Origin of the sequence: Cryobacterium arcticum (assembly GCF_003185895.1) — a bacterium.
Lineage (GTDB): Bacteria > Actinomycetota > Actinomycetes > Actinomycetales > Microbacteriaceae > Cryobacterium > Cryobacterium arcticum.
Genome location: NZ_QHLY01000005.1, coordinates 290,121 through 316,706, shown reverse-complemented (window position 1 = coordinate 316,706; position 26,586 = coordinate 290,121). Strand labels below are relative to the sequence as shown.

Here is a 26,586-nt window from a genome sequence, read left to right as displayed (position 1 = left end):
GAGGCAGTGTTCTAGCGCACGAACGTCGTGGTGAGCTCGCCGAGCCCGGTGACGCGGATGGTCACTGTTTCGCCGTCGGCGAGCGGCAGGTGGGCGCTCTGTGCCTGCACCGACCGGGCCGGAGTGCCCGTCGAGATGATGTCACCGGGCTGCAGGGTGATGATCTGGGACAGGTAATGCACCAGGAACGCGACGCCATAAACCATCGAATCAGTGCTGGCCCGCACCGTCACGACGCCTTCCCGTTCGACCTCCATCTGCAGGCCGCCCAGGTCGGGTAGCTCATCGGTGGTCACGATCCATGGGCCGAGCGGGCCGAAACCGTCGACACTCTTGCCCAGGGCCCACTGGCTCGAACGGTCCTGCCAGCCGCGATCGGACACATCGTTGAACAGGGTGTACCCGGCGACATACGACATCGCGTCGCTCTCATCGACAGCCTGGGCGGTACGGCCGATCACGACGGCGATCTCACCCTCGTAGTCCACGTCGGTCGCGGCGATGGGCATCACCACCCGGTCGTGCGGGCCGCCGATGGTGTTGGGCGTTTTGACGAAGACGTTCGGGTACGGCAGCGCATCCTGACCGGTCTCGCCGTCGACGTGGCCCTCGTGGTGGCCTTCGACATGGCCGCGATAGTTGTAGCCCAGGCAGAGGATGACCTGCGGTCGCACCGGCGGCGCCAGCCGAACATCGGCGAGTCGGGGGAGGGACGCGTGGTCGGCCCGGCCGATCGCGGTGCGGGTGAGGTCGAGGGCGACATCATCGGCCAGGAGCAGCGCCAGGCTGCCGGCGCCCGTGAACTGACGCAACTCCAGCACGCGGTCGACGCCGTCTGGTCCGGTCACCACGGCGCCGGGCCGTTCGATGCCGTCGATATCAACGCTGACGAGTCTCATCTGTGCTCTTTCGCTAGTTTCGTTCGGGCGTGCCGGCGGGATGGGCCGAGGAACCGGCCCATCCCGGGCCACTCAGTAATAGGTGCGCCGGTACTCCGCCAGGCAGAGGATCGCCATGGCCTGCCCGTACGGCATCGAGGTGCAGGGGATGTTGCGGTAGAAGTCGAGGTTCGACCCCATGCCGGTGCCGAAGGAGACCTGCAGCAGCTCGCCGTCGTCGGAGACGTTGGCGATGATCGCCTGCACGGCCTTCTCTGCGGTGGGGGCGTACTTCGCGTCGAGGTGGCCCTTGCGCACCGCCTTGAGGATTCCATAGGCGAACCCGGCCGTCGCTGACGCCTCGAGGTACGACGTGGGGTCGTCGAGCAGGGTGTGCCACAACCCGGAGTCGTCCTGCAGCGCGGCGAGGGCGGCGACCTGGGCATCCAGCACCTGCACCAGGAACCGGCGCAGCGGGTCGGACTCCGGCAGGTCGACGACCTCGAGGAAGTCGGGGATCACCATGGTGAGCCAGGAGTTGCCGCGTGCCCAGCGCGCCTTGGCGAAGTTCTGTTCGCCATCGAAGGACCAGCCGTGGAACCAGAGTCCCGTCTCGCGGTCCATCAGGTAGGCGACGTGGGTGAGGAACTGGAACTTCGCCTCGTCCACGTAGTCCTGCCGGCCGAGGAGCATGCCGATCTTCGCCAGCGGCATGACCGTCATCATCAGGGTGTCATCCCAGAGCTGGTGATGGTTCTCCTCCGCCAGGGTGATGTGCTGCATGCCGCCGTGCGGGGTGCGCGGCATCGAGCGCATCGCCCACTCCGCCCACGATTCGAGCCACGGCAGCAGTGAGCGGTCGCCCGTCTCCTCGTACCGGTAGGCGAGGGTGAGGAATGGCGCCATGGTGTTGACGTTCTTGGTGGTGGAGCCCTCGGCCGCGCGGTCGGCGAACCAGGAGTCGACGATGTCGCGCATCTCCGTCTCGCCGGTCTGGTCGTAGTACTGCCAGATGCCGTACAGGCCGATTCCGTGGGTCCATTCCCAACCCGCCCAGCCCTTCGTGTCGATCACCCTGCCATCGTCGAGCCGGAGCAGGAACTCTCCGGTCTCGTCGGTGATGCCGACCAGGTTGTCGGTCAGCCGGTGAACCAGCTCATCGATGCCCTCGCGGGAGATGAACCGTTCCGGCGCACGGAGCAGTGCGCTGTGCTTCACCGGCCAGGTCTTCTGTGGCGTGATCGTCATGGGATTTCCGTTCGTGGTGCTTCGGTGCTGGGCGGGTGGTGTGCGGCTAGCGTTGCACGAATGCGGGTCTGGCGACCGCGATCAGGGGAGCCGGATCGACTTCGTCTCGATGTCCTCGAGCGAGGTGCCCCTGGTCTCGTCGGAGAGGAACGCGGCCACGGCCGCAACCAGGCAGATGCCGAACGCGAGCGAGCCGATCACGAGCGGGATGTTCGCGGTGCCGGGAGGGGCGATCGCGGTGAAGATGCTCGGGAAGAACGACGCGATCATCAGGCCGACGTTCTGCGCGACCGCGAAACCGGTCACGCGCATCCGCATCGGGAACTGCTCCTGGTAGAAGGTGGCGAAGGTCGCGTTCCACATCTGGAAGAAGATGCCCTGAACCACGACGACGCACACGAAGACGAGGGGCAGGCTGCCCATCTCGATGGCCGCGAGGTAGACCCCGGCGAGCAGGCCTCCACCGAGTCCGCCGATCAGCATCAGGGTGCGCCGGCCGATCTTGTCGGAGAGCGCTCCGAAGAACGGAATGGTGACGATCGCGACGATATTGGCTACGAGGGTGACCCAGAGGAACTCACTCGCGGAGAAGCCGTTGCCGTAACCCTCCTGGGTGGCGAAGGCCACACCGAAGATGAGGGTTGCCATGCCGACCACGTTCGTGAGGGTCATCAGGATGCAACGCACCAGAACCCAGAGGTGGGTCTGCACGAGCTCGACGATCGGCAGCTTGCGCTTCGCCACGACACCGTCGGTCTGGGCGAGGAAGACCGGCGGTTCCTGCACGCGGCGACGGATGATCCATCCGGCCAGGATGACCAGGGCGCTGAGCAGGAACGGGATGCGCCAGCCCCAGGTGTGGAATTGCTCGTCGCTGAGGATCGCGGCGAGCGGAAGCATGAGGCCGGTGGCCAGGATCGAGCCGAACTGCGTGCCCTGGAGGCTGAAGCTGGCGAAGAAGCCACGGCGGGCGTCGGGCGAATGCTCGACGATCATCGCGCTGGCACCACCGAGTTCGCCGGCGACGGCGAAGCCCTGGATCAGGCGCAGCAGCACCAGCAGGATAGGCGCGAGCACCCCGACCTGGCCGAACGTCGGCAGCAGGCCGACGAGGAAGGTGGCGCAGCCCATCAGCAGCATGGCGAAGGTGAGCACGTTCTTGCGACCGTGCCGATCTCCCCAGGCGCCCAGGACGATGGCGCCGATCGGGCGGGAGACGTAGCCGACCGCGTAGGTGGCCAGGGAGGCGATGATGGCGACCGTGGCGTTCCCGGACGGGAAGAAGACGGTGGGGAAGACCAGCGCGGCGGCCTGCGAGTACAGAGCGAAGTCGTAGTACTCGAGTGCGCTTCCGATCCAACCGCTCATGGCGGCCTTCTTCGGGTTGCGCTTTCCGATGCCGGCTTCGGGGCGGGTGTCCCCGAGTGATGTCGTGCTCATGAATTGAATCTCCTTCGGCGCCAATGGCGAGGGACGGAACGAGTCCGTTCGGGTCGTGCGGGTAAGTGCGAAAACTGGTGAACGACTGCTATTGAATCGTTTCAGATTGAACGTAGCACTAATACCCCCAAATGCGGAACACGAGTCCGTCAGGCGGAATAAATTAATCGTGAGCATTCGCCCCGGTTGCACAAATGTTCAGTTCGCACCAGGGGCAGAAGGCGCATTGTGGGCCGGGCAGGGTTGCCCGCTGGGCCGGGGGTCAGCGCTCGCCGCGCACGACCAGTCCGAAGGCAATGAGCTCGCCGAGCTCGGCATAGGCCTCGCCGGGGCTGAGGTCGGTGCCCTCGAGCAGCGCCCCGGATTGCACCCCGTCGATGAGCAGGGCCACCGACCGGGCGGCCAGCACGGCATCGTTCGAACGGAACACGCCGGCCGCAACACCGTCGTCGATGAACGAACGCACGCGCCGTGCGGCCGCCGCCGAGTTCACCCGGTAGATCTCCGCCGTGGGCGGGTACGCCACCAGGTCGGCATAGAACACCGGGGAGTTTTGGCGCATGGCGGCGCCGACACCGCCGAGATAGCGCACGATGCGCCGGGCAGGGTCGTCGTCGGTGGCCACCATCGCTTCTATCGTGTCGGTGGAACGAGCGAAAAAGTGCCGGGTGACGGCTTGGATGATCTGCTCGCGAGTGCCGGCAATGCTGTACAACGTGCTTTTCGAGCAGTGCAACCGGCGGCAGAGGTCGTCGGTGGTGAAGCCGCTGAAACCCTCGGCCAGGAAGATGTCCTCGAGTCGTTGCAGCAGGGCCGCACGGCGCAGCGCTGCTGTGGCACCGGGTTCGATCATCAGGCTTCACCTCGTGAGAGTACGATATGGCGTAATCCCGTATCCTCCATCGTATCCACTCGGGTCGACGCCCCGGGAACTCCCGAAGCTAAGGACTGCCCATGCGCGCTGTCGTCGCCGTCTCCCAGAACGATCAGGATCCGCTCTCCGGACTCGAACTGCAGGAGATCCCGATGCCGGAACCGCGGGACGGCTGGACCCGGGTGCGTCTGCGTGCCGCCTCCCTCAACCCGCACGACGTCTGGACCTTGCGCGGAGTCGGGCACCCGGCCGAGCGCATCCCGATCGTGCTCGGCTGCGACGGCGCCGGGGTGACGGACGACGGCCGCGAGGTGATCCTCTACTCGGTGCTCGGCGACCCGGCGCGCGGGCACGGCGACGAGACCTTCGACCCCGACCGCGCCATCCTGTCGGAGACTGTGAACGGAACTCTCGCTGACTACGTGCTCGTGCCCACGCAGAACCTCGTGCCCAAGCCCGCCTGGCTGAGTTTCGAGCAGGCCGCGACCCTGGGCGCGGTCTGGAGCACGGCATATCGGATGTTGTTCGGTCGCGCCGGGATCACAGCCGGCGACCGGGTGCTCGTGCAGGGGGCCAGCGGTGGTGTCGCCGGCGCCGCGATCACCCTGGCCGCTGCCGCCGGCGCCCTTGTTTACGCCACCTCCCGCACCGCCCGGAAGCGCGACTTTGCGCTCGGACTCGGCGCCTTCCAGGCATTGGAGAGCGGCGCCCGGCTGCCGGAGCGGGTCGACGTGGTGATCGAGACCGTGGGGGAGGCGACCTGGGCGCACTCGCTGCGCGCCGTGCGCCCCGGCGGCACCATCGTGATCGCCGGCGCGACCAGCGGCGGCATGCCCGCAGCGGAGCTGCACCGGGTGTTCTACAAGCAGCTCTCGATCATCGGCTCGACGATGTCGACCCGGGCCGAGTTCGACGCCATGCTACGCATGCTCGAGGTCACCGGTGTGCGCCCGTCGATCGACTCGGTGATCGACCTCGCCGACGTGCGGACCGGCTATCGGCGACTTCTCGATGGCGACGTTCTGGGCAAGATCGTGGTCTCGATCAGCTGAGCCGCCGCCGGTCCGTTAGACCCGGGTGAGGCCGATGATGATGGTCAGGAGCCCGAGGGCGGCAATGGGATAGACCCAGAAACGCACCGGGATGAAGAAGAACGTCGACGACGGGCGGGTCCAGATCTGCTGCCCGGTCTCCTGGTTCACCACGGCGACGGGCCGGTGCGTCACCCGCACCCCGCGGTCATTGATCACCGGTTCCGGCAGCTTCTGGTAGACGAACGACGGCGATGCCTTGTCCAGGCGCGGCAGCGCGAACTTCGAGAATGCCCACAGCGCCGCCGCACCCAGGATGAAGCCCGTGCCGATGAATGCGGTAGTGGATGGGTCGTTGGAGCCGGTGGATGGGGCGACGAGCGCTTTGAGCGCAAAGCCGAGTCCGACCGAGAGGCCGAAGAACACGAAGACGACAATTCCCCAACGGGACCAGATGATCATGGCTCACCGTAGCGGAGGGCCGAAGCGCGGCACCATGGGCAGGGGTGCCCTCGTAATACCTACCGATGGTAGGTTTCTTGGGTTAGGGTGAGAATCTCCGCCCGTTAGCCAGCCACCCCGAAAGTGACCCGCCATGAAACTCGTGATCGAAACCGACGCCGTAGCCGTGAGCCGCACAGCCGCCGCCGTGCTCCTGGGAACCATGACCCACGACCGACGCGTGAACCTGTCGCTCACGGCCGGTGCCACGCCGGTGGGAACGTACGCGTTGGTGGCGCCGGTGCTCGCGGCCAATCCGAGCGCCTACGACAATGTGCACTTCTACAACTTCGACGAGCTGCCCCTGCCCGGCCAAGACCGCGGCATGACGATGTCGGCCCTGGACGAGCAGTTTTACGGCCCGGCCGGGATCCGCCCGCAGAACCTGCACGAACTGACCCCGGAGAGCGAGGGCGACATTCGCGCTGACCTGGCCGGCAACGGCGGACTCGACCTGATCCTGATGGGTGTGGGAAGCGACGGGCACTTCTGCGGCAACATGCCGGGCGTCACCCGCTTCGATGCCGACATCTACCAGTTCCCGATCCCGACGGATGCGCCCTGGTACGCCGACTTCGCCAGCCACTTCGACACCCCGGAATCGGTGCCCACTCGCGCTGTCACCTTCGGTGCCCCGATGGTGAACCGGGCCAAGCGTGCGGTGTTGATCGTCACCGGGGCGGGTAAGGCCGATGCCCTCGCTGCGGCCCTGACCGGGCCGGTCACGCCAGAGCTGCCCGCATCCATTCTGCAGACGCACCCCGACCTGCTGGTGATCGCCGACCAGGCCGCGGCCGCCGCCTTGCCCACCCGCTGAGCGCGCTCCCGCCCTAACCGGCTCGGGTGCGCCCCGCCTGCCGGCGCACGACGGCGACGAGTCCGAGCGCCGCGAGCGCGATCACGGCGCAGATCAAGAACACGCCGCCGTAGCCCAGCGCTGTGCTGGAACCGACGGCGATGATGCCGCCGGAGACGATGGCGCCGATGCGCCGGGTGTTGGTGAACAGTCCGGAGGCCAGGCCCGGCCGGGGAATGAGGTCCTGGAACAGGGTCAGCCCCACCCCGGCGACCGTGCCGAAGAACCAGGCATTCAGCGGTTGCACCGCGAGGAGGGTGACCGGGTCGCGGAGCAACGTCATGGCGGCGTAGTAGACGACTCCGGCGGCGCATCCGCTGGCCAGCAGGGCAAAACCGGAGAACCGGTCGCTGAGCCGGCCGATCAGGAGCAGGGCGGGGATCTCCAGTAGCGCCGACAGTGCCAGCGCGATCCCCGACCAGAGGAGGGGAAGGTGCAGGCGCTCGGTGACGAACAGGCTCAGGATCGACACCGCGGCGCTGTTGGTGGCCTGAAGCAAGACGAAAGCGATGACGACCGTGACCACCAGCGAACGCGCGACGGGCTCGGCCGTCGCGACCGGGGCCGGAGCGTCGCCTGAACCGTCGGCGAGCGCACTGCGACGTTTGCTGATCATCGCCACGGTGGTGATGCCGTTGAGAATGGCGACGACGGCCAGAACGGGCAGGATGGCCCGGTTGCCCAGGGCGCCCATGATGAACGTCGCGGCCGGGGGCCCCGCCACCCAGGCGAAGGAGACGATTGCGCGGGTGTTGATGACAGCCGACGGCGGTGCGCCGGAGTGCTTCAGGTCGGCGAAGAGCAGTGAAACACCCACTCCGGCCGGGCCGCCGAAGACCACGAGTGCGACGACCGCGACCGGCAGCGACGTGGTGACGGCGAGGGCCCCGGCGAGGCAGAGCGTGAGGACGCCGCAGAGAAGCAGGGGCAGCAGGTAGTTCCTCGAGCGGTCGGCCCAGGCTGGAATGACGATCGCCGCCAGGAAGCCGGCGGCGTTGTACACCGCGAGAACCCAGCCGACGTCGGTGGGGCTGGCGTCGTAGAGGCCGACAAGGAGGAGCGCGAGCACCGGGTTGAGCAGCGCGAACTGGAAACCCCAGAACAGGGCAGAGGCGGAGACGAGTGGTGACCTCACAGCGGCTGCATGTCCATACCGCCACGCTAGGCCACCCGGTCGCGTCGAAGGAGGGCCTGTCAGGCACTCCCACGATCGCCGGCACCGCGATTAGCGTGAAAACATGCAGAAAAACATCACCCTGAACAATGGCGTCGTCATGCCGGCCATCGGCCTCGGCGTCTTCCAGACCCCGCCCGACGCCACCACGGATGCGGTGCAGGCCGCCCTGGAGATCGGCTACCGCCACATCGACACTGCCGCCGCGTACGCCAACGAGCGCGAGGTGGGCGAGGGCATCCGCCGGGCCGGCGTCGACCGCTCCGAGATCTTCATCGAGACCAAGGTGTGGATCAGTGACTTCGGCTACGACCAGACCCTGCACGCGTTCGACAAGAGCGCCGGCAAGCTCGGCGTCGACCAGATCGACCTCTTCATCCTGCACCAGGCGTTGCCCGGCGAGTTCGACAAGACGATCGCGGCCTACCTGGCCCTCGAGAAGCTGCTCGCCGACGGCCGGGTGCGCGCCATCGGCGTGAGCAACTTCATGACCGATCACCTGCACGCCCTGCGTGAGCAGAGCGCGATCGTGCCGGCGGTCAATCAGATCGAGGTGCACCCCTACTTCTCGCAGCCTGACGTGCGCAAGACGAACGCCGAGCTCGGTATCGTCACCCAGGCGTGGTCGCCGATCGGCGGCATCACCTCGTACCGCGGCGATAGCTCGAAGAGCACTTTCACCGACCCCGTCATCCTGGGTATCGCCGGCGTGCACGGCAAGAGCGCCGCGCAGGTCATGTTGCGCTGGCAGCTGCAGCTCGGCCACTCCGTCATTCCGAAGTCGGTGCGCCGGGAGCGCATTGCTGAGAACTTCGACGTCTTCGACTTCGAGCTCACCGCCGACCAGATGGCCGAGATCGAGGCCCTCGACACCGGTGTGCGCGGTGGCCCGGCTCCCGAAGCGGTGACCCTCGAGGCCTTCGGCCGGGAGATCCCGGAAGCGTGACCGACAGCATCCTCGTGGTCGGCGCCACCGGAAACTTCGGCCGGCGTGTTGTGGCCAAAGCCGTACGCCTGGGGCTCTGGTGCGGGATCCGTCCCGGGCCGGCCGACTCGACGCTGGCGCCCGCGTGGTCGTCGGCGAACTGACCCGGCCAGATACCATCACCGAGGCGGTCGCCGGTATCGACGTCGTGGTTTTCACCCAAGGCAGCGCCTAAGGTGCTAGTCACGCGCCCATGTGCTCTGAGTTATCCGGCGGGTTTGCGGGGGCCAAATACCTTGCCACATTCCTACATAGGTTACGGAGCGTCCACGTTCATCGATTCGTCTTCATTGACTTCCTCGGCAAGCGGCCCCATGCCCAACCTCATAGCCCGGTATCTGACAACATCTTTCCTAAATGAATTTAGTGCTGATTCGGCACTCAATTCGCCTCTGTGCCAACGCGCCGCAAGCCGGTTGAAGCATGTCACTTCGATGGCGAAGTCGTCTCTGTGGGCAGCATTCACCATCATTCGAGCCATAGATTCGATGGGAGCGTCCTTGGTTGCCAGGAGCAGGCCGAGTTCGAAGACGGCTCTTTGCGCCTCATAAAACCTGGCGACCTGCATGCGTGCAGCTGCGTGAGTTGTCGTCTGTGCCGCACCGTCCGATTCGCTGTGGACCATCTCCAAGCGCGCTAGCGCAGCGGCTGGCGTGGCCGCGGCTACCAGCTGGAGACTCGCCGCTACGGCGTTCCGATTACTTTCGAACTTCCTATTCTTACGGTCGATTGAGTCTTTGAGCCAAGGTGCGAAGACCGAACCGAGCAGCGCTATCCCTGCGCCTATGACGATTGCCCATCCATTGTCCATATCGCCATCATGTCGTGGCGTGGTCAGCTACCGAGGAAGCGCGCCGTGGCTTGTGTTCTCGCTAAAAGACATCGGCCCGGGCCCACAATATATGGGCCTTCCTTGCTGGAGAGATAGTCCGTGAACTCCGGATAACTGGCCACTTTCCGCCGGAGGGATGTCAGCGTGCGATCTCTCGAGAAACCGCGCCGGCTGGTAATTTCCCAGACCAGGTTCACGAGGCACTCATCGGTGGAGGCAAATCCCAGATTGGCTACCGACTAGCCGAGATTCGCGGCGAGATCGCTCAGAGGAAATTGGTTGCACCTCCTCGCATTTGAATATTAGGTGTTGCGGTCAGCGTCGAGAATGCGTGCAGCCTTCAATCGAGCAGCGTCCTTGGGATGACATATAATGACGAACCCGACCTCGTATCAAGTCGAGCGGTTTCAGGTGCAAACCCGGCGAAAGACACAGGACGGGGCAACGCCCACCGGGAGTTCACATTGAGACCGCCCTTTCCGTTCAGTTGTTCGCTGACGTCGGCCCACTGACTCCACCGGCCTCATCAGAGTGCCACCAGGACATTCAGTGCCAATGGTCCATTGGTCGTGAGCTCCAAGCAAATGTTGTCGATAGGGAGACCTAGCGGAGAAAGAACCGTTAGACGATCTTTTATCGGACGACTAAATCTCGCTGAAGTCCTGGGCCTGTTTGTGGAGATTCAGCGTATTAAGAATCCGGTCTTGGGCATCGATCAAAGAATTCTTGGCAAACCTGATTTGCGTTAGCCCTGCGATGTTGGAGGGCTCGCTGATTCCGTCTTCCAGAAGAATGATCGTGCGATCGATACCTAGCGCCCCCTGGCAATAGCCAATTTCGTGGACGACGTTTTCGCGGGCTCGCATGGACCCATCTGCCATTTGGTCTTCGCCAGTCATTACGACCAAAGCGACACTGCTTGACCGAATCATTTTGTCGACTACGAACAGGGTATGAATACCGGCGCGCTCGGATGACTCGAACGCCTCGACATTGAAACCGTGCACCTTGCTGAACATCTCGTAGAGGTACTTCCACTGAGAGTCTGAACCGTGACCGATGAAGACTTTGAACGGGCGTTGCGTCGCAGCGAGTTGACTGGAGTCGACTGCGGCGGTTAGAACATCTTTAACCGCTGCCCCGACCCGCTCGATTTCTTCGGGTCCGGCGTCGATCGACACCTCGCAGCCCCAGTCAGAAACCTTCAAATTCAGCACTCCCCAGTAGCCCCCGTTGTAGCTCGCCGCCACCAGTTCGGCACTGGCACAATCCTCGATCTTTTCTAACGGCATAGGATCGCCCCAGCCAAGCTGATCGTGAACAACACCGCTGCGTTCTTTCAGCTTCTTGATCACCATCGAAACTTCCCCTTGAGCGGCAAGAGCCCCTTTCGCCAGTTTGATAGCAGCAGCTCTCCTCCCTACGTCGATCTCCTCGGTGCGGTCGTCTTGATGACGGATGAGGTCACGTTGCGCTACCTCTACCGTGATCGGGCGAAGTACCTCGATGATCCGACGAAGGCTGGCTGCGTCGACCCTGGCCGCGTGTACTGAGAAATCGAGCGTGGACATACTTCGGAGACTAGTGGCAGGGTCGGACGACGCCCGTCTAGTCAGATAGGGCTGATGGTCTTCATCGAGCCACCAAAGCTGGGATATGTGCTTCCGCCTGATGGGCGATCCCAAACTGGCACGGCGTCCACCCCCCCAGTTCGGGTCGCGACGCGCCGGCTGGCGCTCTCCTTTAGCGCAACGGCGGTCGTTGCCGCCCATCGGACGGATGCTGCCGCGCATTGACATCGCGACGAGCTGCACACCGGGCGGCTCCGCAGCAGATGGACAGAATCATGGCTAAGCACAAAAGTCAGCAGTCACCGACTATCTGGACCGTCGGACACTGAGGGTCGTTCTCAGTGTGACTGACTTCGTTCAAGACGTGGTGGGCTTCCGGGGCACCATTGCGACGACTGTTTGGTTGGTCGTTAAGGTGCTATCCCGCTAGGTCACTGTCCTGCCCGAATGTGACTGGTCGGTGTCGCAGGCGAGGCGTCAGGAGAGCGGCTTGGACGCGGTAGCGCATCCATTCGACTCCGTCTAAACTTGAGTCGAGTCCACTCAAGTATTTGCGAAGGATGATTTTGATGGCCAACATGCAAGGTGCCCCCGCAACCGACGAAAAGCAGAAGACAGCGCTGGAACAGTACGGCGTGAACCTCACCGAGATCGCCAAGAGCGGCAAGCTCGACCCCGTGATCGGCCGTGACCCAGAGATTCGGCGGGTGAGCCAAGTGCTCACCCGGCGCACGAAAAACAATCCCGTTCTGATCGGCGAACCCGGCGTGGGTAAGACCGCCGTGGTGGAAGGCCTCGCCCAGCGCATCGTCGCGGGCGACGTGGCCGACTCACTCAAGGGCAAACAGCTGGTGTCGCTCGACCTGGCCGCCCTGGTGGCAGGGGCCAAATACCGCGGCGAGTTCGAGGAACGGCTCAAGGCCGTGCTCAAGGAGATCAACGACGCCGACGGCCAGATCATCACCTTCGTCGACGAGCTGCACACCCTGATGGGCGCCGGCGGAGGAGAAGGGTCCGTGGCCGCATCCAACATGCTCAAGCCCATGCTCGCCCGCGGCGAATTGCGCCTGATCGGCGCGACCACGCTGAACGAGTACCGCGAATTCATCGAGAAGGACGCCGCGCTCGAACGCCGCTTCCAGCCGGTACTGGTCGACGAACCCACCGTCGAGGACACCGTCGCCATTCTGCGCGGGCTCAAGGAACGCTATGAAGCGCACCACAAGGTCTCGATCGCGGATGCCGCACTGGTGGCTGCCGCGTCGCTCTCGGACCGCTACATCACCGCCCGCCAGCTGCCCGACAAGGCCATCGACCTGATCGACGAGGCCGCCAGCCGGTTGCGGATGGAGATCGACTCCTCGCCAGTGGAGATCGACGAACTGCGCCGCAGCGTCGACCGGCTCAAGCTGGAGGAACTCGCGCTGAAGAAGGAGAAGGACGACGCCTCCAAGGCGCGGCTGGAGAAGCTGCGCGCCGACCTGGCCGAACGTCAGGAGAAACTCGGCGAGCTGCAGGCCCGCTGGGACAAGGAGCGCGCGTCGCTGAACCGGGTCGGCGACCTGCGCAAGCGGCTCGACAGCGCCCGCAGCCAGGCCGAGGTGGCCGAACGCCGCGGCGACCTGGAGAAGGCGTCCAAGCTGCTCTACGGTGACATCCCGGTGATCCAGCGCGAACTGGCCGAGGCCGAGCAGACCGAGCAGGAGGGCGCCCGGATGGTGGGCGACCAGGTCACCGCCGAAGACATCGCCGCGGTGGTCGCCGCCTGGACCGGCATCCCGGTGGGCCGGCTGCTGCAGGGCGAGACCGAGAAGCTGCTCAACCTCGAAGGGGAACTGGGCCACCGGTTGATCGGCCAGAAGCAGGCTGTGCGGGCCGTGGCCGACGCCGTGCGCCGCAGTCGCGCCGGCATCTCGGACCCCGACCGGCCCACTGGCTCGTTCCTGTTCCTCGGCCCCACCGGGGTGGGTAAGACCGAGCTGGCCAAGGCGCTCGCCGAGTTCCTCTTCGACGACGAGAAGGCCATGGTGCGCATCGATATGAGCGAGTACGGCGAGAAGTTCGCTGTCTCCCGGCTCGTCGGCGCCCCTCCCGGCTACGTCGGTTACGAGCAGGGCGGTCAGCTCACCGAGGCCGTGCGCCGCCGGCCCTACTCGGTGATCCTGTTCGACGAGGTGGAGAAGGCGCACCCGGAGGTCTTCGACGTGCTGCTGCAGGTGCTCGACGACGGGCGGCTCACCGATGGCCAGGGTCGCACGGTCGACTTCCGCAACACCATCCTGGTGCTGACCTCCAACCTCGGCTCGCAGTACCTGGTGGACCCCACCCTGAGCTGGGAGGAGAAGGAGCAGGCCGTGCAACAGATGGTGCGGCAGGCGTTCAAGCCGGAGTTCGTCAACCGGCTCGACGACATCGTGGTGTTCTCCGCCCTCTCCACCGACGACCTCGCCCAGATCGTGGAGCTCTACGTGGACCGGCTGCAACGCCGCCTGGGCGAACGCCGGCTCGAGTTGGCGGTGACGCCGGATGCCCGCGCCTGGTTGGCCGAACGCGGCTACGACCCGATCTACGGGGCCCGGCCGTTGCGGCGGCTGATGCAGACCGAGATCGACGACCGGCTGGCGACCGCGCTGCTGAGCGGACGCATCCGCGACGGCGAGACCGTGCTGGTCGACATCAACGACGACGGCGAATCGCTCACCGTGGGGCCGACCCCGCTTGGGCACGCCTGAGCGCACTTTTCGGCCCGAATGTCCCCAATAAGGGGGACATTCGGGCTCGGACCTGCTTGACTGCAGAAGAGGGCGGGCAAGTGCGCCGGTGACGCCTCAGCAAGTGTGAGGATCGTTGAGTGCCGCAAGACCCCGAGTGGCCCGTTCCGGACTACGTGGAACCTCCGCGCACACGCGAAGTGCCGTATGCCCAGATGCCCTTCGCGGTCGGGGTGCTCGTGCTCGTGGGCTTCGCCGCCGCCGGTGCGCCGGAGACCCTGGCCAAGACCGGATTCCTGGTGGGGCTCGCACTCGCTGTTGGCGCCACCCTCGCCGGTCTGCTGGTGCCCTGGCAACGGCATGGCTACCAGTGGCTGGTCATCATTCCGCTGATTGACGTGTTGGTCGTCGCCTTCCTCCGTGATGGCGTGCGTGAGACCTTTCCGGCCGTCAGCATGCTCGTTGTCGTGCCGGTGCTCTGGCTCGCCTACGGCTTCGCGTGGTGGGCGCTCGGACTGGCCCTGGTCGGCGCGTTCTTCGTCGGCGCCTTCCCGCTGATCCAAACCGGCCAATTGCCCACGGATGCGATGGGCTGGGGAAACGCGCTGATCCTGCCCATCGTCACCGGCTTCATCGCCATCACGGCCAGGGTCGCCGCAAACGGGCTCCGCTCGCAACAACGCCGGCTCGTGGTCGTGTCCCGGGAGCTCCATGCTGCCCTGCTCGAGGCCAAGGACCGCCAGGCACTGTTCGAGGCCGTGATGGAGACCGTCGACGCCGGCATCGAGGTCTACAGCCCGCAGGGCGAGGTGGTGCTGAGCAACGCCGCCGCCCGCGCCCTGGCCGTGCGCACCGACTCCGCCACCGGCGCCTACGCCCGGGATGCCTCCCTGGTCTTCGACGTCGACCGCACCACTATCGTCGCCCTCGACGACCAAGTCGCCGCCAGGGCCCTGCGCGGCGACCTGGTCGCCAAACGGGTCTACTGGGTCGGCGGCGACGACGACCAGAGCGCCATCATCGCCTCCTCCGGTGTGGTCGAACGGGAGTCCGGGTATCCGCTGGGCACCGTGGTGGTGGCCACCGACGTCACCCCGCTGGTCGAGGCCATCGCCGTGCGCGATGACTTCCTCGCCACGGTGTCACACGAGCTGCGTACCCCGCTCACCTCGATCATCGGCTACCTTGGCCTGATCGACGCCGACGAGTTGGGCATCACCATGGAGGTCGCGGTGATCGAACGGAACGCTGAACGCCTGCTCTCGGTGATCGCCCAGTTGCTCAGCGCCACCGACGGCCAACCGCCCATCCGCCGGGTCGACGCAGACCTCGGCCAGATCCTGCAGTCCTGCCTCGACACGTCGATGCCGCGCGCGCAGACCGCTGGGGTCACCATCAGCGCCCGTGCCGGTGCCGCGGTGGTCGCCCAGGTCGACCCGGTCGCGATCGAGCAGGTGATCGACAACCTGCTCACCAACGCCATCAAGTTCGCCCGCCCGAACGGCACCGTGCTGCTCAGCGTCGAGCGTGACGGCACGGATGCGGTGATGCGAGTCACCGACGACGGCATCGGGCTCAGCGCCGAAGACCAGCGCCAGGTCTTCGACCGGTTCTTCCGCGCCCGCAATTCCACCGACCTGGCCATCCCGGGTATGGGCCTGGGCCTGGCGATCGTGCGGGCGTTCGTGCACGCGCACCAGGGCACCGTCGAGCTCACCAGCACGCTCGGCGAGGGCACCACCTTCACCGTGCGCTTGCCCCTCCGGGCCGCCGGTTCTCCCAGCGAGCTCGAAAGCCCGGTGCTCGCTCGCGAGCTGTGACCTAAGCCCCGAAAACCTCGAAATTCTGGGGCTTTGCTCACGGCTCGCGAGAAGGCGTCAGCCCAGCGCGTGGTCGAGGTCGTTGATGAGATCCGTCACGTCTTCGATGCCCACCGAGATGCGGATCAGGCCGTCGGAGATGCCCAGCCGGTCGCGCAACTCCTGGCTGAACGACGTGTGCGTCGACGTGGCCGGATGCAGCGCCATCGAGCGGGTGTCGCCGATGTTGGTCATGTGGCTGATCACCCGCAACCGGTCGAGGAACCGGCCGGCCCCGGCCTCGCCGCCGCGCACTGTGAACGAGAACACTGAGCCGCTCCGGCCACCGTACAACCGCTGGGCGAGGTCGAAGGCCCGGTTGCCGGGCAGGCCCGCGTAGTCCACGCTCTCGATCCCGGGGTGCCCCTCCAGCCACCCGGCGATGGTGAGCGAACTGGCCAGGTGCCGTTCCATCCGCAGCGACAGGGTTTCGATGCCCTGGTGCAGCAGAAACGAGTTGAACGGCGACAGCGCCGGGCCGATGTCGTTGACGACGGCCTCGCGGGTCGCGCGGGCGTAGGCGGTGGGGCCGAACTTCTCCGCGATCGACGGCAGCCCAGTGCTGGACTGGGTGATCAGCGGATAGGACCGGTCGGAGGCGGCCCAGTCGAAGGTGCCGCCGTCGACGATGGTGCCCGAGATCGCGGCGCCGTGCCCGCTGAGGAACTTGGTGGAGGAATGCACCACGATGTCGGCGCCGTGCTCGAACGGGCGGATCAGGAACGGCGACGCGATGGTGTTGTCGACCACGAACGGGATGCCGTGTCGTTTGGCGACCGCGGCGACCCGGCCGATGTCGACGATGTCGTTCTTCGGGTTGGGAATGGTCTCGCTGAAGATGGCCTTGGTGTTCGGTTGGATGACGCGGTCCCATTCGTCGTCGTCGAACTCGTCCCAGACATAGTCCACCGTGACGCCGAACCGGGCGAAGCTGCGGCCGAAAAGGATGCGGGTGCCGCTGTAGATGCTCGCCGTCGACACAATGTGGTCGCCGGCTTGCGCGATCGAGAGCAGCGCGGCTGTGATCGCGGCCTGGCCGGAGGCCACGACGATGGCCTCCGTGCCGCCCTCGAGTGAGGCGATCCGCCGTTCGGCGACGTTGCCGGAGGGGTTCCGCTGCCGGGAGTAGATGAGACCGTCGGCGTCGCCGTTGAACCGGGCGCGGGCATCCGCGAAAGAACCGAACCGGAAGCCGGCGGTCATGTTGATCGGGGGGATGCGCGCCCCGCTGGTGAGGTCGTCGTACTCGCCGGCGTGCACCTGGCGGGTGTCGAAGGCGTAGCCGGTCCAGTCGTATTCGGGCTGGGACAGACAGTCGGAGGGGGCGTCGAGGGTCACAGTGTCACTTTCAGTCGGGCAACGGCAGCGGCCATCTGCAGCACGGCCTGTTCGAGGATGGGGCGGGGCATCGCGAAGATCAGCCGGGCGTGGTCGGCGAAACCGTCGCCGCAGAGCGACCCGTCGGTGAGGGTCACGCCCGCTTCGAGGCGGAAGAAATCGGCGATGGACCCGGGGATGCCGAGCCGCGAGCAGTCCAGCCAGGCGATGTAGGTGGCCTCCGGCACGGCGTAGCGCACCTCGGGCAGGTGCTCGGCCAGCAGGTCGCGAAGCAGTGTGCGGTTGCCGTCGAGGTAGTCGATCACCTCGGCCAGCCACTCGCCGCCCTCGGTGTAGGCGGCGGTCGCGGCGAGCACACCCGGTGTGGAGGCGCCGTGCACGACCGCGAACCCGAAGACCTGGTACACCTCTTCGTCGGCCGGATTGGTGGTGATGAACTGCGCGGTCTTCAGCCCGGGCAGGTTCCACGCCTTCGATGCCGAGGTGGCGGTGATGGTGTGCCGGGCTGTCTGCGGCGAAATCGAGGCATAGGGGATGTGCGCGGTGTTGCCATAGCGGAGCGGCGCGTGGATCTCGTCGGCGAAGACCCGGCCATTGTGCCGGTCGACGACCTCGGCGATGGCCTCGAGTTCGGCCCGGGTGAGGGCGGTGCCGGTGGGGTTGTGCGGGTTGCAAAGCACAAGGGTGCGGGCGCCAGCCCGGAACGCCGCCTCGATGCCGGCCAGATCGTGAGTCCAGCGCCCGTCGACGTTCACGCCGGGCACCTCGAAGATCTCACGGCCGAGGGTGGGTGTGAAGCTGAGGAACGGCATGTACGACGGCGTGGGGATGATCACGCCGGTGCCGTCGGGCGAGTACCGCCGCACGGTGACCTCGAACGCGCTCATCACGTCGGACACCGGGTGGATGTTCTCCGGCGGCACGGTCCAGCCGTAATCCCGCTCCAGCCAGGCCGCGGTGGCCTCGGCCATCTGCCGGGTGGTGGTGGGGGAGAGATAGCCGAGGTTGCCGGTGTCGACCGCCCGGTGCAGGGCGGTGGTCACGGCCGGCGCGGTGCCGAAGTCCATCTCGGCCACCCAGGCGCCGATGGTGTCGGGGTGCAGGCTCCATTTGCGGCTGCTCGCAAGGCTGAGCTCGTCGCGAGTGATCTCGTCGAAACGTGTTGTCGTCATCGGGTGCTTTCGGTTCTGGAGGACGGGCAGCTGCTTTCGACCCTAGTAATCGGAGCGGGCTCTCTTCCGGCAGATGACGTACAACGTCTTTTTCGGCGTCCGTAGGGGGCGAACACTCCCACCGGTGCCTTCTTTACGTCATGTGTCAGCGTGCGGCGGAATGTTGCACCGGGCCGGCGTCGGCCTGCACATTCGTCTTAGCGTCGAGGAATGACGACTCGGCAAGCCTCCACCCCTGCGACCGGGCATGACGATCACCTCGTGCTCAGCGCCATGGTGCGTACCCTCGGGGCGTTCCCGTCGGGCTGGCGGTACCCGGGTGCGCACAACGACCCGGCGAAGGATGCCGAAGCGCTCAAACGGGTGGCTCGGGCCGCCGAGAAGGCCGGTTTCGACTTCCTCTTCCTCGGGGACTGGCTCTCCACCGACACCGACCTGGAATTCTCCGACCCGCACCTGCTGTCCCGGGCGGACTCGCTGAGCACCGCGTCGTACCTCGCCGCCGCCACGAAACGCATCGGCATCGTGGGCACCGTCAACATCTCCCACTCCGAGCCGTATGCCACGGCGCGGGCGGCCGCATCCATCGACCAGCTCAGCCACGGCCGGTTCGGCCTCAACCTCACAGTGGGCACGGATGCCCGCGGCGAGGCCAACTTCGGCAAGGCCGGAAGCACACCGGAGTTCGACCGCTTCGAGGTGGCCGAGGAGTACGTGCAGGTGCTGCAGGGGCTCTGGGACGGCTGGGACGACGACGCCTTCGTGCGCGACACCGGCTCCGGCGCGCTGATCGACCGGTCGTTGGTGTCGACCCTCGACCACGTCGGCCGGTCCTACGCCGTGGCCGGCCCACTCAACGTGCAACGACCGGTGCAGGGCCACGTGCCGCTCATGCACGCCGGCACCTCCCGCCGGGCGCGGGAGTTCTCCGCCGAATCCGCCGATATCTACCTGGTGGCGTCGGCGACCGTGCAGGAGGCGGTGAGCCTCTACACCGAGACCAAGCGTCAGGTCGCCGCGTTCGGCCGGCCGGCCGACTCGCTCTCGATCGTGGCGCCGATCCTTCCGATCGTGGGGGAGACCCGCGCCGACGCCCACGAGGTCTACGACACCCTGGTGGACCTGTTCCAGGTGGACGACGGCTCGAGCGACGCTGCCAAGCTCGGCCTGCCCGCCAACCGCAGCGCCCGCAGCCTGCGCCAGCTGGTGGGACTGCCGCTGGCCGAACGGGGCATCGACGACGTGGTGACGGCCGGCACCGCCGCCCGGTTCAACGACACCGGCCACCGGCTGCTCGACGTGGTCGCGGAACGCTCAGGGCGCACCGTGAACGGGGCGCGGCCGGTGACCTACCGGCATCTGCTGGTGGCGCACCTGGTGCGTTCGCCCATCGTGGTGGGTGCCGCATCGGACATCGCCGACCACATGGAACGCTGGTTCCGGGCCGGTGCCGTCGATGGGTTCAGCGTGCTCAGCGCCTTCCTGCACGAACAGTTCGAGACCTTCACCCGCCTGGTGGTGCCAGAACTCGTGGCGCGGGGCCTGGTGCGGGATGGCTACGCCGCCAGCACCCTGCGCGGGCATCTCAACTCCCCGGTTCCGGAACGCTGGGCGGTTCCGGGCACGATCGCGGGGCACAGCCGATGAGCGCTCCCAGCCGGCACTACCTCGACACCGTCGCCGCCCTCACCGAGCGCAAGGCCGCGCTCGCCGTGCCGATCAGTTCACCGCACACCGGTGCCCCGGCGGATGTCGCCGGGCACGTGCGCGCGGCGCTCGCCCGGCTGCGGCCGGAGCTGTTGGCGCTTTCGCACCGCATCTTCGAGCATGCCGAGGAGGCCTTTCGGGAGACCAACAGCGTCGCCGACATCCGCACCCTGCTGGCAGCGCACGGCATCGCCTCGACCGGGAACGCCTATGGCCTGGCGACGGCGTTCGAAGCCGAGATCGGCGACCCGACCGGGCCGACCGTGGCGATCCTCGCCGAATACGACGCTCTGCCGGGCATCGGCCACGGTTGCGGGCACAACATCATCGCGGCGTCCGCCGTGGGCGCGTTCCTGGCGCTGGCCGCGGTGGCCGACCAGCTGCCGGGCCGGGTGGTGCTGCTCGGCACGCCAGCCGAGGAGGGCGGCAACGGCAAGGAGCTGTTGGCACGGGCGGGCGCGTTCGAGCTGGTGGATGCGGCGATCATGGTGCATCCGTTCGGCTACGATGCCGCCGATCACCCCTTCATCGGTCGCCGGATCGTGCGGGTGCGTTACACCGGCGTGGCCGCACACGCCTCGGCCAGCCCGTTCATGGGCCGCAACGCCCTGGATGCGGTGGCGCTGAACTATCAGGCCGTCGGGTTCCTGCGCCAGCACCTGCCGCCGGGAGACCGCATTCATGGCGTGGTGCTGGCCGGGGGTGACCGGCCGAACATCGTGCCGGCGTTCGCCGAACTCGAGTACTACCTGCGCTCGCCCGCGGTGGAGACCCTGAAAGACCTCAGCAACCGGGTGGAGGACATCGCCCGGGGCAGTGCGCTGTCGACCGGCACCACGGTGGAGGTGCAGTGGGATCCGGCACCGTACTCGCTGCCGATCCGGTTCAACGAACCGCTGACCGCGCGCTGGGCGGTGCGGCAGGCCGAACTCGGCCGCACCGTGCTCACCCGGGCGGTCGTGCCCAGCGAGCTGGCGGCATCCACCGACTTCGGCAATGTGTCGGCCCGGGTGCCGGCGATCCACCCGGTGATCCGGGTGAGCCCGCCGGAGATCTCGCTGCACACCGTGGAGTTCGCGGAGTACGCGCAGGGACCGGATGGCGACGCCGCTGTGCTCGACGGCGCCGACGGGCTGGCTCTCACCGCCGCGGACTTTCTGTTCGATGGCGACCTGCGCCAGGCCGTGGCGGCGGACTTTGCTGCTGCCGGTGGCGTGCTCGACGTGGAAGGCTATTTCTCATGAGTTCTCTCTCCGACATTCCCGTTGTTCATGTTCTGCACGAGAACCCGGACTGGTTCGGCCCGTTCCAGGCCGCGTTCGAAGCGGCCGGGGTGCCCTACCGCGAGTGGCTGCTGGTCGACGGGGTGCTCGACCTCGACGAGGCCCCGCCGGCCGGAATCTTCTGGTCGCGGATCAGCGCATCCGCTCACACCCGCGGGCACAACCTGTCGAAGGATTACACCCGCAGCGTGCTGAACTGGCTCGACGCCTACGGCGCCCGCACGGTGAACGGCCGGCGCACCATCGAACTCGAGGTGAGCAAGGTCGACCAGCTCACCCGGCTGCGCGCGCAAGGCTTCGACGTGCCGCGCACCCGCGTGGTCGTGGGCACCCACCTTCTGGTCGAGGCCGCGCAGGACTTTCCCACCCCGTTCATCACCAAGCACAACCAGGGCGGCAAGGGCCTCGGGGTGCAGAAGTTCAACAGCGCCGCCGAGCTGGCCGCCGCGATCGACGCCGGCCTGTACGAGGAGCCCGAGGACGGCATCTCGCTGCTGCAGGAGTTCGTCGTGGCCGCCAGGCCCGAGGTGACCCGGGTGGAGATCGTGGGCGACGAGTTCATCTACGCCATCACCGCCGACACCGCCCGCGGCGGCTATCAGCTCTGCCCGGCGGATGCCTGCGCCATCGACCCGACCACGGGCGCGCTGCTGCTGCCACCCGGCGCCACCATCCTGCCCGAGGCCGGACAGCAGATCTTCGCTCTGCGCGAGGGCTTCGACCACCCGATCATCGACCGGTACCGGGCGTTCCTGCGGGCAGAGGGCATCGAGGTCGCCGGGATCGAGTTCATCGAGACCGCCGACGGCCGCATCGTGACCTACGACGTGAACACCAACACGAACTACAACGCGCTGATCGAGGCGGATGCGCCCAAGAGCGGCCCCGGTGCGATCGTGGCGTACCTGGCCGGGCTGCTCGCCGAGGCCTACCCCGCGGTGCCCGTGGCAGCGGGCGCGTGAGCGCGCCCGGTGCTGGTGGTGCGGGCGCGCGGCCGGGCGCTGAGCAGGTGAGCGTGCGGGTGCGACCCGCGGCCCCGCACGAGTTCGACCGGGTGGCCGACCTCGTCGAACTCGGCTTCCGCAACGGCCCGTACGGGCACTTCCCGGTGTCGGCGGCGCGCACCGCCCTGGTGCGGGATTCGGCGGGCCGGGCGGCGGCGGGCGCGCTGCTGGTGGCGGTTGAGGACCGCGGTGTCGAGGAGGAGCACGGCGCGGTCGATGAGCGCGGTGCCGTCGGCGATGCCGTCGCTCCCGTGTCGCTGCTCGGCACGGCCAGCCTGCTCCGCGCCGGCGAGGCCGGCAGCCGGTTGGCTCAGCCGGGCGAGATCGAGCTTCGGCTTATTGCGGTCGACCCGGCCGCGCGCGGGCGGGGAATCGGCGAGGCGCTCGTGCGTGCCGCGCTGCACGTTGCGGCCGAGATGGGCGCCGGTGCGGTGGTGCTCGACACGGGTTCGCTCAACCTGCCCGCGCAGCGGCTCTACGAACGGATCGGCTTCCAGCGCCAGCACGACCGGGTGCCGACTCGGCTCGGCGGCCCGGGTTCGCCCGACGAGATCCCGCCCCTGGTCTACAGCTACCCGCTGCCGCAGCATCCGTAGGTCGTCTCACCGGGTCTCGACAAGCTCGACCAGCGGACTGTATGCGTCTCGCAGATCGACTCACGTAAGCAGCGGATGTGTCGTGCCCCGCTCGTTGGTCGAGCTTGTCGAGACCTGGTGACGTACGTGTGTAAGCAGCCGCAGCGCAAGCCTCGTTACCGTGTGTTGCGAGTGTGACGCTGCACGGCGCATCCGCCGTAACCTGCGCGGGCCCCGACCGTAGCGTGCTGTCATGAGCACAGAGACGATCAGCACAGACACCACCTTCCCGGTCATCGACCGCGCATCCTTCGGCAGCGACTGGGAGGCCTGGCATGCCGCGCACGAGAAGCAGCGCGCCTCCGAGCACGGCTTCCTCGCCATCACCGGGCTGCACTTCCTCACCGCCGAGCCGCAACGCTTCGAGGATGCGCCGGGCGCCTGGTCTGACACCCCCGACGGGCCGGTCGTCGAGCTGACCGAGGGGGAGCAGCTGAGCGTCGACGCCGGGCCGCTCACCGGCCGGCACGCCTTCGGGCCGATCGCCGAGCGGGACGGCCTGAACGCCATCGCCGGCGATGCCGTGATCGAGGTCGCCAAGCGTGGCGGCCACATCGTGGTGCGGCCCCGGCATCCCGACACCGCGTTCCGCGCGGCGTACCAGGGCACGCCCACCTACGTGCCCAACCCGCGCTGGTTCGTCGGCGCCCGGTTCCTGCCGTTCGAGACGCCTCGTGAAGTCACGGTGGGCGCCGCCGTCGAGGGCCTACAGCACGTCTACGAGGCGCCCGGCGAGCTCGAGTTCGAGCTGCGCGGCGAGACCTTCCGGCTCACCGCGTTCAACGGACATGCCCCGGGCAGCCTGCTCGTGCTGTTCACCGATGCCACGAGCGGCATCACCACCTATGCGGCCAACCGGGCGCTGTCGGTGGATGCGCCGGACGCATCCGGGGTCACCACCGTCGACTTCAACCGGGCCGTGAACCTGCCCTGCGCCTACACCGACTACGCCACCTGCCCGCTGCCGCCGGCGGAGAACCGGTTGCCGATCGGCATCGAGGCGGGCGAGAAGACCCCGCTGGACCGCATCGCCGTGGAGCTCTGACACCGTGAAGTTCCAGGTTCTCGACATCATCCCGTACCTCACCAACCCGGTGACCGGCCGGATCGTGTCGCCCAGCGACCGGTTCGCGCAGACCATCCAGGTGGCCCGCCGGGCCGAGGAACTCGGCTTCGACGCCTACTCGGTGGGGGAGCGGCACGCCGGGCGGTTCCTGTCGTCGGCACCGACGGTGCTGCTCGGCGCGATTGCGGCCACAACCTCGCGCATCCGGCTGCAGTCGGGGGTGACGGTGCTCTCGCTGCTCGACCCGATCCGGGTGGCCGAGGACTACGCCACCATCGACCAGATCTCCCGCGGCCGGCTCGACCTCACCATCGGCAAGGGCAACGAGGTCAAGCACTTTGGGCTGTTCGGCCTGCAGATCGAAGACCAGTGGGAACTCGTGGCCGAGAAGTACGGGCTGCTCCGCCGGCTCTGGCGGGAGACCGGGGTGACCTGGTCGGGTGAGTTCCGGCCGCCGGTGAACGACATCACCACCCTGCCGCGCCCGTTCGCCGGCGCCCCGCGGGTGTGGCACGGCTCGGCGACCACGCTGGCGTCGGCGGCGCTGGCCGCCAAGTGGGGCGACCCGCTGTTCACCGCGAACGCGATCCAGCCCCGGCAGAACTACTCGGTGCTGATCGAGCACTACCGTGACGAGTACGCCCGGCATGGGCACGATTCCCGGTTCGCCTACGTGGGTTCGGGGTCGGGCAGCACGTTCATCGCCGACACCACTCAGCAGGCGAAGGAGCAGTACGGCCCGGTCTATGAGGCCATCGTGGCCGCGACGCACGTGCCGGGCAACAACACCCCGTTCCGCGACATCGACCACGCCGTGGCGGAGGGGCCTGCGCTGGTGGGGAGCCCGCAGCAGGTGATCGACAAGATCCTGTCGTACCACCAACTGTTCCGGCACGACCTGCAGTCGATCAGCCTGCCGACCACGGTGCCGTTCGAGCAGCAGCTGGAGATTTTGGAGCGGTTCGCCACCGAGGTGATCCCCACGGTGCGCCGCGAAGCGCCCACCACGCTCTGGGGCGACGACGACCCCTACGGCGCCCGCCCGGCCTTCGCCGGTGCCCAGGTTGCGGATGCGGCCGCCGCGGTCAGCGCGACCTCCCGCCCTCGCGTTCCGGTCGGCGCGCCCGCGTAAGGGTCACCGGCCCGCCGGACTGCCCCCGGGCGTTGGTCGAGCTTGTCGAGACCTGGTGACGTTTGTGTGTGTCGTTGCCGTGGCATCCGTAGGTTGTCTCGCGGGGTCTCGACAGGCTCGACCAGCGGGGTGGTTGTGTTTCGCGGGCGGGCTGGCCCGTTCGTGGGTCGAGCTTGTCGAGACCTGGTGACGTTTGTGTGTGTCGTTGCCGGGGCGTCCGTCGGTTGTCTCGCGGGGTCTCGACAGGCTCGACCAGCGGGGCGGTGCGTTCGCAGGCGAGCGGGCCCGTTCGTTGGTCGAGCTTGTCGAGACCTGGTGACGTTTGTGTGTGTCGCTGCCGGGGCATCCGTAGGTTGTCTCGCGGGGTCTCGACAGGCTCGACCAGCGGGGCGGTTGCGTTTCGCGGGCAGGCGGGCGAGCGGGCCGACGGCGCGGGCTAGTAGTCGACGCGGCGGCCGAAGGTGCGCTTGGCGCGCGGGCGCGACGAGCAGTAGGCCTCGCCGCGCAGGCGCACGATCTCGTGCGGCTGCAGCCCGGCCGTGTCGGCGAAGTCCTCGAGCGAGCCGAACCCGCCGCGCTTGCTGCGCTCGGTGATCGCGGCCTTCGCCAGGGCGCGGTCCATACCGGTGAGCTTGGCGATGGTGCGCTGGTTGGCGGTGTTCACGTCGACCAGCACGGTGTCGACGGTGGGTGCCGGAAGCGCGGGCGCGGCGGCCGCGGACAGCTCGGCGCGAGCAGCGGCCTCCTCGGCCCGTCGCTGGGCCCGGGTCATCCGTCGTGTCGGCGCCGCCGTCGCCGCGGAATCATCGAGGTAGTCGGACCGCGCCGTGCCGTCGGCACCGAGCAGCTTCTCCGCCTCCCGCGGAATTGCTGGGGCCCGCTGCCGGCGCCGAGCGGGCCCAGCGGCCGCTGCATTTCCGGCGCGAGGGTTGCCGAAGACGGTGAGGTTGTTCTCCCGCCGGCCCCACAGCAGCATCAGCCAGCCCTGGTTGATGATCAGGCCGTGCAGCAGCGCCACCAGGTACAGCGTGCCCTGCAGGATGTGCCCCGCCGGGTCCTCTGGCAGCTGCACGATGATCGCGGCCAGGCCGTACACCCCGGCGAAGATGCCCCACCGGCGACGTTTGGCCACGAACGCAAGCGCCCCGAACGCGAGCCACGCCAGTGCGCCGCCGCCGAAGAGCAGCAGCAACAGCCACGAGCTCGCCAGCAGGCGCCAGATCATCGTCGGTCCGGTCGCGGCGGCCGTGCCCGGCGCGACGCGGAAGGGACCTGGGGCGTTCGTCATG

Annotated in this window: 24 protein-coding genes; 13 read left to right on the top strand and 11 right to left on the bottom strand. The window is 67.4% G+C overall.

Annotated elements, in window-relative coordinates; translation table 11 throughout:
* Positions 1–11: 11 nt before the first annotated feature.
* The 4 genes from CTB96_RS03065 to CTB96_RS03050 form a co-directional block, all read right to left on the bottom strand.
* A complete protein-coding gene (locus CTB96_RS03065) occupies positions 12–899 on the bottom strand; it encodes a fumarylacetoacetate hydrolase family protein (RefSeq protein ID WP_110125435.1) in 888 nt (295 codons plus the stop codon).
* A 72-nt stretch (positions 900–971) separates the two neighbouring features.
* Positions 972–2,126: a beta-galactosidase BglB gene (bglB, locus tag CTB96_RS03060; protein ID WP_110125434.1), complete on the bottom strand. Its 1,155-nt coding sequence runs from the start codon at positions 2,124–2,126 to the stop codon at positions 972–974.
* Between the two features lie 81 nt (positions 2,127–2,207).
* Complete coding sequence (locus tag CTB96_RS03055) at positions 2,208–3,566, bottom strand: MFS transporter (RefSeq protein ID WP_248283186.1); 1,359 nt, start codon at positions 3,564–3,566, stop codon at positions 2,208–2,210.
* A gap of 262 nt (positions 3,567–3,828) precedes the next feature.
* On the bottom strand, positions 3,829–4,419 hold the full coding sequence (locus CTB96_RS03050) for a TetR/AcrR family transcriptional regulator (protein WP_110125433.1): 591 nt from the start codon (positions 4,417–4,419) through the stop codon (positions 3,829–3,831).
* Between the two features lie 101 nt (positions 4,420–4,520).
* Between CTB96_RS03050 and CTB96_RS03045 the strand changes: the two genes are divergently transcribed.
* Positions 4,521–5,492, top strand: coding sequence for a zinc-binding dehydrogenase (locus tag CTB96_RS03045; protein WP_110125432.1), 972 nt, complete (start codon positions 4,521–4,523; stop codon positions 5,490–5,492).
* Positions 5,493–5,507: 15 nt separating this feature from the next.
* Here CTB96_RS03045 and CTB96_RS03040 read toward each other — a convergent pair whose 3' ends face one another.
* Positions 5,508–5,933, bottom strand: a complete 426-nt coding sequence (locus CTB96_RS03040) for a hypothetical protein (protein ID WP_110125431.1) — start codon at positions 5,931–5,933, stop codon at positions 5,508–5,510.
* A 133-nt stretch (positions 5,934–6,066) separates the two neighbouring features.
* Here CTB96_RS03040 and CTB96_RS03035 point away from each other — a divergent pair, with 133 nt between their 5' ends.
* The gene (locus CTB96_RS03035) at positions 6,067–6,789 is read left to right on the top strand and encodes a 6-phosphogluconolactonase (RefSeq protein ID WP_110125430.1); all 723 of its coding nucleotides are present in this window, start codon (positions 6,067–6,069) and stop codon (positions 6,787–6,789) included.
* Positions 6,790–6,802: 13 nt separating this feature from the next.
* On the opposite strand, the gene CTB96_RS03030 is transcribed toward CTB96_RS03035, so the two are convergent.
* Complete coding sequence (locus CTB96_RS03030; protein ID WP_110125429.1) at positions 6,803–7,963, bottom strand: MFS transporter; 1,161 nt, start codon at positions 7,961–7,963, stop codon at positions 6,803–6,805.
* Between the two features lie 103 nt (positions 7,964–8,066).
* On the opposite strand from CTB96_RS03030, the gene CTB96_RS03025 reads away from it, so the two are divergent.
* Genes CTB96_RS03025 through CTB96_RS20995 form a run of 3 tightly spaced genes read left to right on the top strand, consistent with a single transcriptional unit; the run spans position 8,067 to position 9,162 of the window.
* Complete coding sequence (locus CTB96_RS03025; protein ID WP_110125428.1) at positions 8,067–8,948, top strand: aldo/keto reductase; 882 nt, start codon at positions 8,067–8,069, stop codon at positions 8,946–8,948.
* A complete protein-coding gene (locus CTB96_RS03020; protein ID WP_219993222.1) occupies positions 8,945–9,091 on the top strand; it encodes a hypothetical protein in 147 nt (48 codons plus the stop codon). The genes CTB96_RS03025 and CTB96_RS03020 overlap by 4 nt, the downstream gene beginning before the upstream one ends.
* Positions 9,028–9,162, top strand: coding sequence for an NAD(P)H-binding protein (locus CTB96_RS20995; protein WP_219993199.1), 135 nt, complete (start codon positions 9,028–9,030; stop codon positions 9,160–9,162). Before CTB96_RS03020 ends, CTB96_RS20995 begins: the two co-directional genes overlap by 64 nt.
* Positions 9,163–9,243: 81 nt before the next feature.
* On the opposite strand, the gene CTB96_RS03015 is transcribed toward CTB96_RS20995, so the two are convergent.
* The gene (locus CTB96_RS03015; protein ID WP_110125427.1) at positions 9,244–9,798 is read right to left on the bottom strand and encodes a hypothetical protein; all 555 of its coding nucleotides are present in this window, start codon (positions 9,796–9,798) and stop codon (positions 9,244–9,246) included.
* 665 nt (positions 9,799–10,463) lie between these two features.
* Positions 10,464–11,390 (bottom strand): TIR domain-containing protein, encoded by a 927-nt coding sequence (locus CTB96_RS03010; protein ID WP_181397109.1) that lies wholly within the window; start codon positions 11,388–11,390, stop codon positions 10,464–10,466.
* 569 nt (positions 11,391–11,959) lie between these two features.
* Here CTB96_RS03010 and CTB96_RS03005 point away from each other — a divergent pair.
* Both CTB96_RS03005 and CTB96_RS03000 read left to right on the top strand, forming a co-directional pair.
* The gene (locus tag CTB96_RS03005) at positions 11,960–14,122 is read left to right on the top strand and encodes an ATP-dependent Clp protease ATP-binding subunit (RefSeq protein WP_110125425.1); all 2,163 of its coding nucleotides are present in this window, start codon (positions 11,960–11,962) and stop codon (positions 14,120–14,122) included.
* Positions 14,123–14,241: 119 nt separating this feature from the next.
* Positions 14,242–15,921, top strand: a complete 1,680-nt coding sequence (locus CTB96_RS03000; protein ID WP_110125424.1) for a sensor histidine kinase — start codon at positions 14,242–14,244, stop codon at positions 15,919–15,921.
* A 57-nt stretch (positions 15,922–15,978) separates the two neighbouring features.
* Here the strand turns inward: CTB96_RS03000 and CTB96_RS02995 are convergent, their stop codons facing one another.
* Positions 15,979–17,298, bottom strand: a complete 1,320-nt coding sequence (locus tag CTB96_RS02995) for an O-acetylhomoserine aminocarboxypropyltransferase/cysteine synthase family protein (protein ID WP_248283185.1) — start codon at positions 17,296–17,298, stop codon at positions 15,979–15,981.
* Positions 17,295–18,470 (bottom strand): MalY/PatB family protein, encoded by a 1,176-nt coding sequence (locus CTB96_RS02990; protein WP_110125423.1) that lies wholly within the window; start codon positions 18,468–18,470, stop codon positions 17,295–17,297. The genes CTB96_RS02995 and CTB96_RS02990 overlap by 4 nt, the downstream gene beginning before the upstream one ends.
* A gap of 210 nt (positions 18,471–18,680) precedes the next feature.
* Between CTB96_RS02990 and CTB96_RS02985 the strand changes: the two genes are divergently transcribed.
* From CTB96_RS02985 to CTB96_RS02960, 6 genes are all read left to right on the top strand, one after another.
* On the top strand, positions 18,681–20,117 hold the full coding sequence (locus CTB96_RS02985) for an NtaA/DmoA family FMN-dependent monooxygenase (protein WP_110125422.1): 1,437 nt from the start codon (positions 18,681–18,683) through the stop codon (positions 20,115–20,117).
* Positions 20,114–21,421 (top strand): M20 family metallopeptidase, encoded by a 1,308-nt coding sequence (locus CTB96_RS02980; protein ID WP_110125421.1) that lies wholly within the window; start codon positions 20,114–20,116, stop codon positions 21,419–21,421. The genes CTB96_RS02985 and CTB96_RS02980 overlap by 4 nt, the downstream gene beginning before the upstream one ends.
* Positions 21,418–22,422, top strand: a complete 1,005-nt coding sequence (locus CTB96_RS02975; protein ID WP_110125420.1) for an ATP-grasp domain-containing protein — start codon at positions 21,418–21,420, stop codon at positions 22,420–22,422. Before CTB96_RS02980 ends, CTB96_RS02975 begins: the two co-directional genes overlap by 4 nt.
* Complete coding sequence (locus tag CTB96_RS02970; protein ID WP_146215739.1) at positions 22,419–23,060, top strand: GNAT family N-acetyltransferase; 642 nt, start codon at positions 22,419–22,421, stop codon at positions 23,058–23,060. Before CTB96_RS02975 ends, CTB96_RS02970 begins: the two co-directional genes overlap by 4 nt.
* Before the next feature lie 232 nt (positions 23,061–23,292).
* A complete protein-coding gene (locus tag CTB96_RS02965; RefSeq protein WP_110125418.1) occupies positions 23,293–24,144 on the top strand; it encodes a DUF1684 domain-containing protein in 852 nt (283 codons plus the stop codon).
* Between the two features lie 4 nt (positions 24,145–24,148).
* On the top strand, positions 24,149–25,297 hold the full coding sequence (locus tag CTB96_RS02960; protein WP_110125417.1) for an LLM class flavin-dependent oxidoreductase: 1,149 nt from the start codon (positions 24,149–24,151) through the stop codon (positions 25,295–25,297).
* Between the two features lie 436 nt (positions 25,298–25,733).
* Here the strand turns inward: CTB96_RS02960 and CTB96_RS02955 are convergent, their stop codons facing one another.
* On the bottom strand, positions 25,734–26,585 hold the full coding sequence (locus CTB96_RS02955; protein WP_110125416.1) for a ComEA family DNA-binding protein: 852 nt from the start codon (positions 26,583–26,585) through the stop codon (positions 25,734–25,736).
* Between the last annotated feature and the right edge of the window lies 1 nt (position 26,586).

Bases quoted from the DNA above. Each gene is read 5' to 3' on its own strand.
- CTB96_RS03015 (WP_110125427.1), bottom strand. From the start codon at position 9,798: ATGGACAATGGATGGGCAATCGTCATAGGCGCAGGGATAGCGCTGCTC.
- CTB96_RS02980 (WP_110125421.1), top strand. From the start codon at position 20,114: ATGAGCGCTCCCAGCCGGCACTACCTCGACACCGTCGCCGCCCTCACC.
- CTB96_RS02985 (WP_110125422.1), top strand. From the start codon at position 18,681: ATGACGACTCGGCAAGCCTCCACCCCTGCGACCGGGCATGACGATCAC.
- CTB96_RS02955 (WP_110125416.1), bottom strand. From the start codon at position 26,585: ATGACGAACGCCCCAGGTCCCTTCCGCGTCGCGCCGGGCACGGCCGCC.
- CTB96_RS02990 (WP_110125423.1), bottom strand. From the start codon at position 18,470: ATGACGACAACACGTTTCGACGAGATCACTCGCGACGAGCTCAGCCTT.
- CTB96_RS02975 (WP_110125420.1), top strand. From the start codon at position 21,418: ATGAGTTCTCTCTCCGACATTCCCGTTGTTCATGTTCTGCACGAGAAC.
- CTB96_RS03040 (WP_110125431.1), bottom strand. From the start codon at position 5,933: ATGATCATCTGGTCCCGTTGGGGAATTGTCGTCTTCGTGTTCTTCGGC.
- CTB96_RS03045 (WP_110125432.1), top strand. From the start codon at position 4,521: ATGCGCGCTGTCGTCGCCGTCTCCCAGAACGATCAGGATCCGCTCTCC.
- CTB96_RS03035 (WP_110125430.1), top strand. From the start codon at position 6,067: ATGAAACTCGTGATCGAAACCGACGCCGTAGCCGTGAGCCGCACAGCC.
- CTB96_RS03025 (WP_110125428.1), top strand. From the start codon at position 8,067: ATGCAGAAAAACATCACCCTGAACAATGGCGTCGTCATGCCGGCCATC.
- CTB96_RS03055 (WP_248283186.1), bottom strand. From the start codon at position 3,566: ATGAGCACGACATCACTCGGGGACACCCGCCCCGAAGCCGGCATCGGA.
- CTB96_RS02965 (WP_110125418.1), top strand. From the start codon at position 23,293: ATGAGCACAGAGACGATCAGCACAGACACCACCTTCCCGGTCATCGAC.
- CTB96_RS03005 (WP_110125425.1), top strand. From the start codon at position 11,960: ATGGCCAACATGCAAGGTGCCCCCGCAACCGACGAAAAGCAGAAGACA.
- CTB96_RS03065 (WP_110125435.1), bottom strand. From the start codon at position 899: ATGAGACTCGTCAGCGTTGATATCGACGGCATCGAACGGCCCGGCGCC.
- CTB96_RS03050 (WP_110125433.1), bottom strand. From the start codon at position 4,419: ATGATCGAACCCGGTGCCACAGCAGCGCTGCGCCGTGCGGCCCTGCTG.
- bglB (WP_110125434.1), bottom strand. From the start codon at position 2,126: ATGACGATCACGCCACAGAAGACCTGGCCGGTGAAGCACAGCGCACTG.
- CTB96_RS03010 (WP_181397109.1), bottom strand. From the start codon at position 11,390: ATGTCCACGCTCGATTTCTCAGTACACGCGGCCAGGGTCGACGCAGCC.